This window comes from Pseudomonas sp. zfem005, from assembly GCF_032621735.1.
Taxonomy (GTDB): Bacteria; Pseudomonadota; Gammaproteobacteria; order Pseudomonadales; family Pseudomonadaceae; genus Metapseudomonas; species Metapseudomonas solani.
The window spans coordinates 32679-46905 of the sequence record NZ_JAVYJE010000012.1 but is presented as its reverse complement, the minus strand read 5'-3'; the positions used below and the strand labels follow the sequence as shown (position 1 = coordinate 46905).

Sequence of the window (14227 nt, the reverse complement as noted above, 5' to 3'; positions counted from 1 at the left end):
GTCAGTGGCTGCCGGCCCAGGCCAGCGGCTGTTCGTTCAGGCCCCAGTAGAGGCTCTTCTGCTCCATGTACTGGAGGATTCCCAGGCGGCCCTTCTCACGGCCCAGGCCACTGTCGCGCCAGCCGCCGAAAGGCGTGGAGATGGAGAACTGCTTGTAGGTGTTGATCCACACGGTGCCGGCCTGCACCGCCCGCCCGAGCCTCCAGGCACGCTGGAAATCGCGTGTCCAGATGCCGGCGGCCAGGGCGTAGCAGCTGTCGTTGGCGTCCTCGATCAACGCGTCCTCGCTGTCGAAGGGCATGGCCACCAGCACCGGGCCGAAGACCTCCTCCTGGCAAAGGCGCGCGGCGTTGCCCAGGCCCTCGATCAGGGTCGGGGGGTAGAAATAGCCGCGCTCGAAGGCCGCGCCCTGGAGGCGCGCGCCACCGGTGCGCAGGCGACCGCCCTCCTCCAGCCCCAGTTGCACGTATCGCTCGACCGACTCGCGATGCTGCGCGGTGATCAGCGGGCCCATCTGGGTTCGCTCGTCCGCCGGGTCGCCCACCCGCAGGGCCGCGGCACCGGCCACCAGGCGCTCCATGAAGGGCGCGTACAGCTCACGGGCGACGAACAGCCGCGAGCCGGCGATGCAGGACTCGCCGCTGGAGCTGAAGATGCCGTAGAGCACCCCGGCCACGGCGTGGTCCAGATCGGCATCGGCCAGGACCAGGGTGGGCGACTTGCCGCCCAGCTCCATGGACACCGGCATCATCTTGTCGGCAGCGATGCGGGCGATGTGCTTGCCGGTGCGGGTGCCGCCGGTGAAGGACACGCGCTTGACCAGCGGATGCCGGGTCAGCGCGTCGCCGATCACCGAGCCCTTGCCCGGCAGTACGCTGACCAGGCCGGGCGGCAGGCCGGCATCGATGCAGATGCGATTCAGCGCCAGGGCCGCCAGCGGTGTGACCTCCGCCGGCTTGAGTACCACCGCATTGCCGGCGGCCAGCGCCGGCGCCAGCTTCTGCGCCTCGGAGGCGATGGGCGAGTTCCAGGGGGTGATGGCGGCCACCACGCCCATGGGTTCGTAGACGCTCAGGGTGACGAAGTCGCCCCGGGAGGGGGTGATGGTTTCCTCCAGGGTTTCGCAAGCAGCGGCGAAGAACTGGAAGGTAGCCGCCGCGCTGGCCACCAGGTTGCGCGTCTCCCGAATCGGCTTGCCGTTGTCCAGGCGCTGGAGCTGGGCCAGGGCCTCGCTGCGCTCGCGGATCAGCGCCGCGATGCGGTAGAGCACCGCCGCGCGCTCATGGGGCTTGCGCTGGGCCCAGCCGCTTTCGCGAAAGGCCCGGTCGGCGCCGACGATGGCCGCCTCCACATCCTCCAGGCTGGCGGCATGGAGCTGGGCGATGGCTTCGCCGGTGGCCGGGTAGAGGCTGTGGTAGAGGTCGCCACCGCCCTGACGCCACTGGCCGGCAATGCAGATGGGTTGGATCGGGTCGAGGTCAATCACGGTCGTCGTCCTAGATCGAAATCACATGGGCGTGGTTGCCCAGCGCGCGTACCACGCTGAACACGGTGAGCGCCGAAGTCTTGGGGTTGGCCGCCAGGGGCTTGCCGCGCAGGGTCAGCTCGAAGCCGCCGAACGCACCGCTGGCCTCTACGTGGTGCACGTTCTCGCTGCCGGCGGGATCGGCGATCAGGCGAACCTGGGTACGGTCCAGGCCAAGACCGGCCAGAGACAGGGTGGCGGCGACGTTGGCGTTCTTCGGGTACAGCCGCGCCGCCTCGCGGGCGCTGCCCTCGAAGATCACCCGTGCTGCCTCCAGGCGCTCCAGGTCGCAGACCGCCTCGCCCGCCGTACCGAGCCAGGCGCGAGCCGGCTTGCGCCCGGTGTAGCGCACCGACTCCAGGCCGCCGAGCTTGGCGGCCGACAAGGCGTCGATGCCGCCGATGGCGCCCGGTAGCAGTTCGATTCGGGTGCGCCCGGCTTCGGCGGCAGCTTCCAGGCGCTCCACCAAACCCGGCTCGGACAGCGCCCCCACCGACACCACCAGGCAGGGAATGCCCCGGGCCAGTGCCGGCAGCACGTGCTCTTCGATGGCCCGGTGCCCCGCGCACTCCACCAGCAGGTCGGGGCGAGCGCCGGCATTCAGTTCGGTGAGCACCCGGGGCGGTTTGCGCAGGCCCGCCAGGCGCTGGCGAACCAGCCCCTGGGACGCCTGCGGGACTATCACCGCATCGACGCACAGCTGCGGGTCGCTCTCCAGCAGTTCCAGGACACCGACGCCGATGGCGCCGCAACCGATCATGGCGATATGCAACATGGCTCCTGCCTCAGACGACGGCCTTGATGGCCTTGGTTTGGTTGACCGGCGGGCCGGCGAAGAGGGTCTTGAAGCGCCCCACCGCGAGCATGTCCACCTCGAGCAGGAAGGGGCCGGGCTCGGCCAGGGCGCCACCCAGCACGCGGCTGAAGTCCTTCAGGTCGCTGACCCTGGCGTGGCGCAGGCCGAGGGCAGCCGACAGCTGGGCGTAGTCCGGCGTGTGCAGGTCGACGTAGCAGCGACGGCCACCGTAGGCGGCATCCTGGATATTGCGGATCACCCCGTAGCCCTGGTCGTTCATCAGCACGACGACCATGTCGGCACGCTCCTGCACGGCGGTGGCCAGCTCACCCAGGTTGAGGATGAAACCGCCGTCGCCGGCCAGCACGAAGGTCTTGCGCCCCGGTGCCGTCGCCGCCGCGCCCACGGCGGCGCCGATGCCCATGGCCAGGCCCTGGCCGATGCCACCGCCGAGGGCATGGACGCCAGCGCGCGGGCTGAAGATCTTCAGGTGGCGGTTGCCCCAGGTGCTGTTGGACACGGTGACGTCGCGAACCCAGTTGAAATCGCGCCCCACCAGCGCTTGCAGTTGCTCCACCAGGGCGGCATAGGGGCCGAGGCCGTCCACCAGTTGGGCGCGGGCCTGGTTGCGCGCGGCCGCCAGGTCGGCGGCGAAGCTCGGGTCCACCGTCAGGCGCCCGTCCAGTCGGTCGGCCAGGCCCTTGAGGACCGGCTCGGCGTCGCCACAGACGAAGAAGTCGCTGGGGTAGCCGCGGCCTTCCGCCGTGGCATCGGCGTCGGCGCGGTAGAGCGGGCGGGGCAGCCCGAGTTCGTACTTGAGGGTTTCGTTGCCACGCAGGCGCGAACCGACCACCAACATGGCATCGCAGCCTTGGTAGAACTGCTCAACGGGTGGGTTCAGGTTGAAGGCACCGAGGGATCGCTCGTCATCCTCTGCGACGATGCCGCGCCCCTGGGTGCTGGTGACCACGCCCACGCCCAGGTCCAGCAGGCGCCTGACCTGCGCACCGGCATGGCGGGCGCCGCCCCCGAGCCAGAGCATCGGGCGCCTGGCCCTGGCAAAGCGCTTGGCCAGCTCGTCCAGCGCCTGCTCGGTTGGCTCGACCACCGGCACCGACAGCGGCGAGAGGCCCGCCGGCATGTCGATCAATGCCGACTGAATGTCGATGGGGATTTCTACGCTCACCGGGCCAGCGGGCGCGGCCAGGGCGGTTTGCACGGCCTGCTTGAGGGTGCTGAGGGCGGTGTCGACGCTGCGCACGCGGAAGGCTGCCTTGGAGATGGCCTTGAGCATGGTCAGTTGATCCGGCGCCTCGTGGATGTAGGCCAGGCCATGGTCCAGGTAGGGGGTTTCGATCTGCCCGGTGAGGTGCAGCAGCGGCGTGCCCGCGGTCAGCGCCTCCACCAGGGCACCGGCGGCGTTGCCGGCGGCCGTGCCGGTGCTGGTCAGGCACACGCCCAGCCCGCCGGTGGTGCGGGCATAGGCGTCGGCCATGTTGGCGGCACCCGCCTCGCCCCGGGCCATAACGAAGCGGATGTTCCCGCGCTGGGCGAAGGCATCGAGGATCGGCATGTTGTGGATGGAGATCACCCCGAAGGCGGCCTTGACCTCGCACTGTTCAAGGAACGCGGCGATGGCCGCACCGACGGTGACTTGGGTTTCGTTACGCATGACGGGACAAACCTCCGGAAACATCGATGTGACTGCCCGTCGTGTAGGCCGACAGGGGCGATGCGAGGAAAACGATGGCGCGGGCCGCCTCGACCGGCTGGCCCAGGCGCCCGAGGGGAATCTGCTTGCGTTGCGCCAGCTCGCCGCTCCAGCGGGCCCAGTCCTGGTCGCGGTCCTCACGGGCTTCGAAGCGGCGGCGCCACTGGCCGGACTCCACCAGGCCGATGAGGATGCCGTTGACCCGGATGCCCTGGGGGGCGAACTCGAAGGCCAGGGAACGCACCAGGTTCTTCACCCCGGCACGGGCGGCACTGGTGGCCACCATGTGCGGTTCCGGCTGGCTGGCCAGCAGCGAGTTGACGCAGACGATGGCGGCATCCGGCTGCCCCAGGAGCTGGGGCAGGAAGGCGCGCACCGGGTGGATGATGGAGAAGAACTTGAGGTGCAGTTCTTCGGTCCAGGCGGCGTCGGTGGTGTCGGCGAAGGTGGAGACGCGGCCCTGACCGGCGTTGTTCACAAGGATGCTGGCAGCGCCCAGCGCTCGCTGGCTGGCCTCGGCGAAGACAGCCACCTGGGTGGCGTCGAGCACATCGCAGGGCCACACGAACAACCGCGCCTCGGGGAAGCGCTGGCGCAGGTCGCTTTCGGCGTTCTGCAGGCGCTCACGGTTACGGCCACAAAAGGCCACGGCGGCGCCGGCTTCCAGCAGCAACTCGACGGTGGCCAGGCCGATACCGGACGAGCCGCCGGTGACGACCGCCACGGCGCTGGAAAGGTCAAACCGGCTCATGCTGCTTGCTCCAATGGTGGGAAGCCACCTTGTCGCGGCCGTCCGGGGTGTAGTCGAGCAGGCGGGAGAGTTCGTCTGCGTGATGGCGCACGCTGCTCACCAGGCCATCGAGAAGGTCAGGCTCGATGCGCCCCGAGGGGATGGTCGCGCCAACGGCGGCCACCACCCGGCCGCTGTGGTCACGCACCGGTGCAGCCACGGTAGAGATGGTCGCCTCGAAGAAACCCTCGCCTTGGACGAAGCCACGCAGGCGGTCGGCCTGCACCAGGTCGAACAGCTCCAGCACGGTTGCCGGGGTGTTCGGCGAGAAACGCTCCAGCCGCTCTTCCGGGTACAACTCGCGCAACTCGGTGAAGGGCAGGTCCTGCAGCAGGATGCGGCCGAGCACCGTGGCGTGGGCCGGCAGGCGGGTGCCGACACTGACCGTGCTGGAGAGCGGGGTGGAGGGCGAAACCTTGGCCACGTAGACAATGGAACGACCGTCGCGGACCACCAGGTTGCACGGGTAGCGGACCTCTTCGCAGAGCTGGTTGAGCAGCGGCTGGCCCAGCTCGGTGAGCTCCAGCGAGGCCAGGTACTCGAAACCCAGGCGCAGTACCGCCATGCCGAGGCGGTACTCGTGGCCGTTGCGTTTTACGAAGCCCATGGCTTCCAGCGTGGCCAGCAACCGGAAGAGGGTGGAACGCGGCAGCTTCAACCGGCGCGCCAGCTCGGGGGCGGTCAGGGTGCGGTACTTGCGGCTGAACTCGCACAACAGCAACAGGCCGCGCTCCAGGCCGGGCACGATGTATTTGTCGGGCTGGTCGTCAGGCTTTTGCATGGGCGGTTCCTTCAAGGACGAGGCGTTGCGCATGGGCGATGCGGCCGGCGACCACCTCGGGTTGTTCGATGGGGCTGGCGTGGCCGGCTCCGGGAATCAGCGAGAACGACGCCCCCAGGGCCCGGGCGATGGCACCGCAGTCCTCCGGCGCGGTGATGGCATCCTCCTCGCCGACGTGCACCTCGCAGGGCGCCGTCGGCAGACCGTTGCCCAGCAGGTCGTCGCCACAGAGCAGCGCCACCGCCTGGCGGTAACCGGCCGGGTTCAGCCGGGCCATGTTCCAGCGCACCCAGGCCAGGGCGTCCTCGCTGGGGTTGAGGCCCAGCAGCCGGGCGGCACGCTCGCGGGCCAGGCCATGGATGCCGAGCCGTTCGAGGCTGTCCAGACGCTGCCGGCGCACCCGTTGCCCGGGCTCCCGCAGGGCCTCGGCGCCGTAGCCGCGTGCCGGGCTGAGCAGCACCAGGCGGGCAACACGCCGGGCGCCGCTTCCGCTGGCATAGGCGGTGGCCATCAGCGCCCCCAGGGAATGCCCCACCAGTACGCAACGATCGACACCCAGGGCCTGCAGCAGCGCCTCCAGCCGGGCGGCGTAGTGCTGCGCCCTGGGCTGCCCCTCGGGCAGCGCCGTGGACCGGCCATAGCCGGGGGCATCCCAGGCGATCACGCGGTAGTCCCCGGCCAGGCGCTGGGCGCAATGCAGCCAGGACGCCGCACCGGAACCGATGCCATGCAGGAGCACCACCACCGGGCCCTGGCCGCACTCGCGGATGGCCACCCGGGCTCCTTCGGCGACGGTCACCAGCCGCTCCGGGAAGCACTGTTGCAAGCGAGTCGTGGGGATGGGGGGCTGCGCCATGTCCATCACGACCTCAGCGCTTGATGCTCGCCAGAGGGTGCTCCGGCGGGTAGGTCGGGGTGATGGGCTTCTTCGCGCCGAGCATCACGCACATCAGCGCGTCTTCATCGCCGATGTTGATCTCTTCGCGGTACACGCCCGGCGGCACGGAAATCACGTCGCGGTCGGTGAGGATGGTCTCGAAGCGCTCGCCGTCTTTCTCCAGCACGACCTTGAGCGTGCCGCGCAGGACGAAGAAGACTTCCTCGACGTCGATGTGCAGGTGCGGCGGGCCCTCGTGGCCAGCCGGGATCACCATGGTGGAGAAGGTGAAGTGCTCGGAGGGGATGGTGTTCGCATCGCTGGCCACACCGGTGCCCCCCGTACCGATGTAGCGCATCTGCGCCCGGCGGAACTTGGGGTCGTAGTCGGCCTGGAACTTCAGCGCATCCCAGTCGTAGCGGCGGGTGGCGTAGCGCGCGATGCGGGAGTTGCACCACTGCTCGAAGCTGGCGCCTTGGGGGCGGTCCCAGGATCGGGGCGCATTCTGGTTGAGATCGGTCATGGAGTCCTCCTGGTCAGGGCATGACGAACCCGCCGTTGACCGGCAGGGTTTGTCCAGTGATGAAGCGGGAAAGATCGGACAGGGCGAACAGCACCGCGCCGCAGACGTCCTCGGGCAGTTGGCCCCGCTGGATGGCGCGGCGCTCGCGGTACAACTGGTGCCGTGCGGCGGGCACGTACTGGGTGGCTTCCACCTCCACCAGCCCGGGAGCGATGGCGTTGACGGTGATGCCATCGCCACCCAGCTCGCGGGCCAGGCTGCGGGTCATGGCGATCACCGCGCCCTTGCTGGCGGTGTAGGCCAGCAGGTTGGGCGCGCCCCAGAGCGGCGTGTCGGAGGCCAGGTTGACCACCGCGCCGCAACCGCTCCGGCGCAGGGCCGGCAGGCAGGCGCGGGTCATCAGCCAGGTGCCGCGCACGTTCACCTGCAGCACGCGGTCGAAGGTCTCGATGGACAGTTCTTCGCAGCCCTTGCCGCCCGAGTCGGTGACGGACGCGTTGTTGACCAGCCCGTCGAGGCCGCCGAGGTGCTCGACGGCAGCAGCGACGCAGCGGTCGATGCACGCCGGGTCGGCCAGGTCCAGGGGCAGGCCGCTCACGGCCAGGCCCTGGCTGGCCAGCGCATGGGCGGCCTGCCGGACGCGGTCGTCGAGGATGTCGGCGATCACCACCCGGGCGCCGGCGCGGGCCGTCGCTTCGGCAAACGCCAGGCCGAGGCCGCGGGCACCGCCGGTGATCAGTACGCGACGTTCTTGCAGCAGGGTGTTCAGGCTCATGGCGCTCACACCGTGCTCAGGTTGGCTTTGGGCAGGTAGTGCAACACCCGCTTCTCGGCCCAGACCACCGCGCCATAGGCCAGCACGCCGATCAGGGTGAGCATGACGATGGCGACGAAGACCCCGGCGGTGTTGCCCTGGCCCTCGGAATCCACCAGCAGGAAACCGAGGCCCTTGTTGCCCCCCACCAGCTCCCCGACGGTGACGCCGATGACCGCCAGGGTGGAGGCGATGCGCAGGCCGGAGAACAGCGGAGCCATGGCCGAGGGGAATTCCACGAGACGGAAGATCTGCCAGCGGCTGGCGCTCATGGAGCGGACCAGGTTGATCATGTCCGGATCGACGGTGCGGATGGCCGAGAGCACGTTGATCATCACCGGGAAGAACACGATCAGCACGGCGATGAGGATCTTCGGGTACACGGTGTAGCCGAGCCACATCACGAACAGCGGGGCGAAGGCCACCTTCGGTGCGATCTGCAACGCCAGGATATAGGGCGAGAGCATCGCCTCGGTGGTGGGCGACAGGCCCAGGGAGACACCGATCGCCACCCCCAGCAAGGCACCCAGGCCGAAGCCGACGATGATCTCCAGGGTGGTGACGGCGGTGTGTTCGAGGAGGCCGGCGTAGCGCCACATGGCCACGCCCTCCTCCATCACCCGGCTCAACGGGGGCAGGACGAACTCGGGCATGCCGAGCAGGCCGGGGCCCCATTGCCAGGCGGCGAGGAACAGGGCCAGCAGCACGACGCTGCCGAGCATGGGTTTGTTCAGGCTGTTCATCGGGGCACCTCAGGGCTGGGTGGCCGGGTCGTCGGGCTCGACGAAGCGGTTGGTGTAGAGCGCGTCCAACGGGGTTGCACGGCCGACGATGCCTTCGCCGACGTAGAAGGTGCGCACGCTGTCCATACGCTGGGGGTCGATGCGCCCGAGGGGCTTCTGGTTGGCGTAGACATGCTCGATATAGAGGCGCAGGACCTTCTCCAGGCTGGCCTCTCTGCCCCTGTAGCTGGGCACCGCCTCGACGAAGGTGGCGGCGGCCCGCCTGGGGTCCTCGATGATGTCGCGCATGCCCATGAGGGTGGCCTTGACCACTCCGGCGACCACGTCCGGCTCCTTCTCGATGGCATCGTCGGAGGCGAGGATGGCCTGGGCCATGCTCTCGAAGACTTCGCCGGCCGGCATCAGCTTGACCGCGAGGCCGGCCTCCTCGGCATTCACCACCCAATCCGGTACGCCGGCCATGGCCTGGGACCGGCCGGAGGAGAACAGCTGCCAGACACCGGACGGGCCGGCCGCCTGGATCTCGACATCGGACTTGGCCAGGCCCGCTTTGCGCATGGAAGCCAGCAACGCGTAGTAGGTGGTGTCGGAGTAGGACATCACGGTCAGGGTCCGGCCCTTCAGGTCCTTGACGCTATCGATGCCCGCCTGGGCGTTGGTGGCGATGAGGGTCACCCCACGGGCCCCCAGCATCGCGACCGCCTTTACCGGCACGCCATTGGCGCGGACGATGATCGGGGTATCACCAATGGCGCCGCCGATCAGGGCATTACCGGCACCGATCTGCTTGGCCACATCCACACCGCCCTTGCCGGCGACGAAGGTGACCTTGAGGCCCTGCTGGAGGTAGTAGCCCTTGTGCTGGGCGATGATCCATGGCGCGAAGGCCGGTAAGTTCGGCGGCGCCGGCAGCAGGTAGGTGATCTCCCTGGGCGCGGCCTGCACGAGGAGGCTGGCGCCGAGGGCGGCGTAGAAGAACATGGCACGGGTCAGTTTCCTGAACATCTGCAACTCCACTCGAAGAGATGGAACGGGCTCAGTGCAACTCGGCGCTCTCGCCGACCTTCAACAGCGTCATCAGGCGCCCGACCAGGGGGCCGATCTCCGGGAGCTTGCGGCGTTCGAGGGGGTTTTCCCGCAGGGGCAGGCTCACCTCGATCTCCTCGATGATGGCGCCCGGGCGGGCGCTCATGACCAGGATGCGGTCGGACAGCGCAATGGCTTCAACGAGGTCATGGGTGATGAGCAGGGCCGTCTTGCGCTGCTCGTGGAGCATCTGCGCCAGGTCCTGCTGGAGGATCATCTTGGTCTGGGCGTCCAGGGCGGAAAAAGGCTCGTCGAGGAACAGCACCTGGGGGTCGGTGACCAGGGTGCGGGCCAGGGCGGCCCGCTGGCGCATGCCCCCTGACAGCTGGAACGGGTAGTGGTCACCGAACCCGCCCAGATGGCACTTCTGCAGCATCTGTTCGGCAGCAGCGCGGCGCTCACGGGCCGGGCGCCCCTCGATCTCCAGCCCCAGCTCGATGTTGCGACGGATGCTGCGCCAGGGCATCAGCAGGTCCTTCTGCAACATGAAGGAGACACGCCGTACCGGGCCCGTCACCCGCTCGCCACCGACGAACACTTCGCCCTCGGTGGGCATGTACAGGCCGGAGCCCATGTTCAGCAGGGTGCTCTTGCCGCAGCCGGACGGCCCGATGATGGATACGACCTCGCCACGCTTGAGACTGAGATCCAGGCCACTCACGGCGACAGTGGGGTCCGCTTTGCCCTTGCCCGGAAAGTGCTTGGTAACACCTCGGAATTCGATCTCGGCACGGACCTCTGCGGTTTTGGGCGTTGCTTGCAAATATTCAACGCCGCGGACATTCAACGCGGTGGCTCTCATGTAATTCTGGCCTCACATCCGTTTCATATAAGAAACATCGTTTCTCCTATGAGACTCTGCAGAAGCCGTGCCACTAAATAATCGCAATAAAATCCGTGAACGTTTCGCTTATTAACCCTTAAAAATCAATTAATTATAAAAAATCAAATAAAACCATCAGAAACATTTCTGATTAACAAGTAGGAACCAATTTAAATTGCAAAATGAAAATTCCTACAAATATAAAAACCCAATAGAGCACGTTCGACTGCTACTGCTTCGTTCGGTAACAAGCGTTGCCACTCTACCCATTGAGTAAGTTTCATATATAAAACTGGGGCGCATATCACTGATAATTCAACTGCGGATAGTTGCTCGTGCCGTTACGACAGTTCCTAACTTTCCCCTTATATAAAGAGGTCGCAGATCGAATCGGCACAGGGGTCTTGAATGCCGGGATGGCGATGAGGCCTCGAGGAAGAGGGAAAGGGAAAGGGAAAGGGAAAGGGAAAAGACGCCGCAGCCCCCGGAGAGACAGCCGAGCGTCCTCCGGGAGCCGGGCGAGGCCGGCCTCAGGACAACACGCTGCGGTCGAAGGTGAACACGCCGCCTTCCGCCGGGCAGTGCTCCAGCACCTTCTGCGGGCGGCCCATCTTCGGGTGGTTCTGCTCCCCGGTATCCAGCACCCAGCCCTGCCCCTTCATCTTCTCCAGGCGCCCGCGCAGGGTGGTGTGCTGCACCGCCTGGCCGAGGCACGCCTGGAAGGCGCCCAGGGCTTCGGTGACGGTGAAGCGCCGGGGCAGCAGGTGCAGCGGCAGCGAGGTGTAGACCGACTTGCCGGCCAGGCGCTCGCGGGCCTGCTGCACCAACTGGTCGTGGTCGAAGGGCAGCCCGCTGGCTGCCTCCAGTGGCAGGAAGCGCAGGTCGGTGTCACTCAGCTGCGTTTCCGGCTCCAGCAGGGCGAGGTAGAAGGTCGACAGCGACCAGCCGCGGGGGTCACGCCGGGCGTTGCCCACGGTGGCCACCTGCTCCAGGTGCTGCGGGCGCACCCGCGCCTTCTCGGCCAGGGCACGGGTGGCGGCGGCGTCCAGGTCGGGGTCGTCGCAGCGGCCGTTGACCAGCACGCCCGGCAACGCCCACTCCCCCTCGAAGGGCCCCTGGGCCCGGCGGATCAGCAGCAGCTCCAGCCCCTGGGCCTCGTTCAGGCGCAGCGCGACGATGTCGACGCTGGCCAGTACCTGTGCAGAACTCATTGCAGCTCCCTATAGATATCCAGTTCCCCCTGCACTTCCGGCAGGCACCAGGCCGGCGGCAGCGCCAGGCCCTCGCGCAGGTGCAGGCGAATGGCCGAACTGTGCAGCAGCAGCGTCTCGTCCGCCACCAGCAGGCCGAAGCGCTCGCGCAGTTCCGCGCCACGATGGAAGCCCGCCACCTGGGGCAGGTTGTCCTCGCCTATGACCAGGGCGATGTCCTCCGGCGCTACACCGTACTCACCCGCCAATGCCTGCAACAGGTCGTAGCTGTACACCGCCGTCGCGCCCGGGGCCAGCCGCGCCTCGATGGCGTCGCAACGCACCCGCGCCGGGTCGATGCGCGCCGCCAGGCGCTCCAGCCAGGCGCAGCGCAGGGCGAAATCCACCATGCGCTTGCCATGGGCGTGGCGGTGGCTGGGCACCAGCAGCACCTGCTCGGCGCACTCCAGCACGCGATGCACCACGCTTTCATGGCCCGGATGGGGCGGGTCGAAGGCGCCGCCATACACCGCCAGGCGGAAGCGCACCGGGGCCGGGGACGCGCTGCCCGCCGGGTAGGCCCGCAGGCTGGGATCGGGAAAATCCTGCCGACTGTTTCTCATCGCTGTCCTCCTGCGATCAAAGAGTGCTTGACGACATATTACACGAGATGGAATATGTAGCCAGCCGCAACCGAACGAGGAACGCAGCCATGAAAATCGCCAGCTTCGATGTCGACGCCCAAAAAGGCTTCACCCCCCTCTGCCCCGCCGAACTCCCGGTACCGGGTGGCGACGAGATCGCGGCGCACCTCAACCTGCTGGCCCGCCGCGCCGAACTGCGCATCGGCAGCAAGGATGCCCACAGCCCGCAAGCCGCCTGGGTCGTGCCCAGCCACGCGGAGATGCTCGCACCGCTGCCCCTGGCCAACGCCGACATCACCTGGGTCAGCCACTGCGTACCGGGCACCCCCGGCTTCGAGCTGCTGGACGAGCTGCCCCAGCCGCTGGACTACGACTACTTCGTGTGGAAAGGCGTGGAGCCCGACCTGCACCCCTACGGCGCCTGCTACCACGACCTGGCGGAACGCCGCAGCACCGGGGTGATCGAATTCCTCCGGCAGAACGCCGTCAGCCATGTACTGATGGGCGGCCTGGCCCTGGACTACTGCGTGAAGACCACCGCGCTGCAACTGCGCCGCGCCGGCTTTGCGGTTATCGTCTACCTCCCGGCGTGCCGGGCAATCGCCGAAGCCACGGCCGAAGCCGCGCGGCTGCAGATGAACGAACTGGGCATCGCGCTGTGCGCAAGCGAGGCCGAACTGGACGCCTTGCTGAACAGCATCGAGAAGGAGATCTGATCATGGCCGAGAGCGTGTTTTCCGACCGCATCGTGCAGAACCTGCTGGACACCGATTTCTACAAGCTGACCATGATGCAGGCGGTGCTGCACAACTACCCCAACGCCGAGGTGGAGTGGGAATTCCGCTGCCGCAACGCCGAGGACCTGCGCCCCTACCTGGCGGAGATCCGCTACCAGATCGAGCGTCTGTCGGAGATCTCCATCACCGCCGACCAGTTGGCCTTCCTGGAGCGCATCCCCTTCATCAAGCCGGACTTCACCCGCTTCCTCAGCCTGTTCCGCTTCAACATGCGCTACGTCCAGGCCGGCATCGAGGACGACCAGCTGTGCATCCGCCTGCGCGGCCCCTGGTTGCACGTGATCCTCTTCGAGATCCCGCTGCTGGCCATCGTCAGCGAGGTGCGCAACCGCTACCGCTACCGCGAGGTGATTCTCGAACAGGCCAGCGAGCGCCTCTACCAGAAGCTCGACTGGCTCAAGGGCGAAGCCAGCGCCAGCGAGCTGGAAGGCTTCCAGATCGCCGACTTCGGCACCCGCCGGCGCTTCTCCTACCGGGTGCAGGAAGAGATGGTGCACATCCTCAAGCGCGACTTCCCCGGGCGCTTCGTCGGCACCAGCAACGTGCACCTGGCCCGCGAGTTCGACATCAAGCCCATCGGCACCATGGCCCACGAGTGGCTGATGTCCCACCAGCAACTGGGCCCGCGCCTGATCGACAGCCAGATCGCCGCGCTGGACTGCTGGGTCCGCGAGTACCGCGGCCTGCTGGGGATCGCCCTGACCGACTGCATCACCACCGATGCCTTCCTCAAGGACTTCGACCTGTACTTCGCCAAGCTCTTCGACGGCCTGCGCCACGACTCCGGCGACCCGCTGGAATGGGCCGAGAAGTGCATCCGCCACTATGAAAAGCTCGGTATAGACCCGCAGACCAAGACCCTCGTATTCTCCGACGGCCTCGACCTGGCCAAGGCGCTGAAGCTGTATCGCGCCCTGCACGGTCGTATCCATGTCAGCTTCGGTATCGGTACCAACCTGACCTGCGACATCCCCGGCGTCGAGCCCATGAACATCGTCATCAAGATGACCGCCTGCAACGGCCAGCCGGTGGCGAAGATCTCCGACACCCCGGGCAAGACCCAGTGCCGCGACGAGAACTTCGTCACCTACCTGAAACACGTATTCCGCGTATCAGACGCGCGCTAG

15 protein-coding genes are annotated in these 14227 nt (G+C 67.6%); 2 read left to right on the top strand and 13 right to left on the bottom strand.

All coding sequences use genetic code 11. The features are described from left to right. Position 1: 1 nt before the first annotated feature. From RTW82_RS25100 to RTW82_RS25040, 13 genes are all read right to left on the bottom strand, one after another. Positions 2-1486, bottom strand: a complete 1485-nt coding sequence (locus RTW82_RS25100) for an aldehyde dehydrogenase (RefSeq protein ID WP_316926801.1) — start codon at positions 1484-1486, stop codon at positions 2-4. Positions 1487-1496: 10 nt separating this feature from the next. Then, positions 1497-2300, bottom strand: a complete 804-nt coding sequence (locus RTW82_RS25095; RefSeq protein WP_316926800.1) for an aspartate dehydrogenase — start codon at positions 2298-2300, stop codon at positions 1497-1499. 10 nt (positions 2301-2310) lie between these two features. Next, positions 2311-3993 (bottom strand): thiamine pyrophosphate-binding protein, encoded by a 1683-nt coding sequence (locus RTW82_RS25090; protein ID WP_316926799.1) that lies wholly within the window; start codon positions 3991-3993, stop codon positions 2311-2313. Further along, positions 3986-4783, bottom strand: coding sequence for an SDR family oxidoreductase (locus RTW82_RS25085; protein WP_316926798.1), 798 nt, complete (start codon positions 4781-4783; stop codon positions 3986-3988). The genes RTW82_RS25090 and RTW82_RS25085 overlap by 8 nt, the downstream gene beginning before the upstream one ends. Then, complete coding sequence (locus tag RTW82_RS25080) at positions 4770-5603, bottom strand: IclR family transcriptional regulator (RefSeq protein WP_316926797.1); 834 nt, start codon at positions 5601-5603, stop codon at positions 4770-4772. Before RTW82_RS25080 ends, RTW82_RS25085 begins: the two co-directional genes overlap by 14 nt. After that, positions 5590-6465: an alpha/beta hydrolase gene (locus RTW82_RS25075; protein WP_316926796.1), complete on the bottom strand. Its 876-nt coding sequence runs from the start codon at positions 6463-6465 to the stop codon at positions 5590-5592. Before RTW82_RS25075 ends, RTW82_RS25080 begins: the two co-directional genes overlap by 14 nt. A gap of 7 nt (positions 6466-6472) precedes the next feature. After that, positions 6473-7003 (bottom strand): cupin domain-containing protein, encoded by a 531-nt coding sequence (locus RTW82_RS25070; RefSeq protein WP_069565700.1) that lies wholly within the window; start codon positions 7001-7003, stop codon positions 6473-6475. 13 nt (positions 7004-7016) lie between these two features. Further along, positions 7017-7778 carry an SDR family oxidoreductase gene (locus RTW82_RS25065; protein ID WP_316926795.1) on the bottom strand — a complete coding sequence of 254 codons (762 nt, stop codon included), beginning with the start codon at positions 7776-7778 and terminating at the stop codon, positions 7017-7019. 5 nt (positions 7779-7783) lie between these two features. Further along, the gene (locus RTW82_RS25060; protein WP_316926794.1) at positions 7784-8560 is read right to left on the bottom strand and encodes an ABC transporter permease; all 777 of its coding nucleotides are present in this window, start codon (positions 8558-8560) and stop codon (positions 7784-7786) included. 9 nt (positions 8561-8569) lie between these two features. Beyond that, positions 8570-9565, bottom strand: a complete 996-nt coding sequence (locus RTW82_RS25055; RefSeq protein WP_316926793.1) for an ABC transporter substrate-binding protein — start codon at positions 9563-9565, stop codon at positions 8570-8572. Positions 9566-9596: 31 nt separating this feature from the next. Next, on the bottom strand, positions 9597-10448 hold the full coding sequence (locus RTW82_RS25050; protein ID WP_316926792.1) for an ABC transporter ATP-binding protein: 852 nt from the start codon (positions 10446-10448) through the stop codon (positions 9597-9599). 551 nt (positions 10449-10999) lie between these two features. Beyond that, entirely contained in the window at positions 11000-11680 is a 681-nt protein-coding gene (locus RTW82_RS25045) for an NUDIX hydrolase (RefSeq protein ID WP_316926791.1), read from the bottom strand. After that, positions 11677-12282 (bottom strand): adenylyltransferase/cytidyltransferase family protein, encoded by a 606-nt coding sequence (locus RTW82_RS25040; protein WP_316926790.1) that lies wholly within the window; start codon positions 12280-12282, stop codon positions 11677-11679. The genes RTW82_RS25045 and RTW82_RS25040 overlap by 4 nt, the downstream gene beginning before the upstream one ends. A 47-nt stretch (positions 12283-12329) precedes the next feature. Here RTW82_RS25040 and RTW82_RS25035 point away from each other — a divergent pair, with 47 nt between their 5' ends. Both RTW82_RS25035 and pncB read left to right on the top strand, forming a co-directional pair. Then, on the top strand, positions 12330-13019 hold the full coding sequence (locus RTW82_RS25035; RefSeq protein WP_410478847.1) for a nicotinamidase: 690 nt from the start codon (positions 12330-12332) through the stop codon (positions 13017-13019). Between the two features lie 2 nt (positions 13020-13021). Then, entirely contained in the window at positions 13022-14227 is a 1206-nt protein-coding gene (pncB, locus tag RTW82_RS25030) for a nicotinate phosphoribosyltransferase (RefSeq protein ID WP_043242809.1), read from the top strand.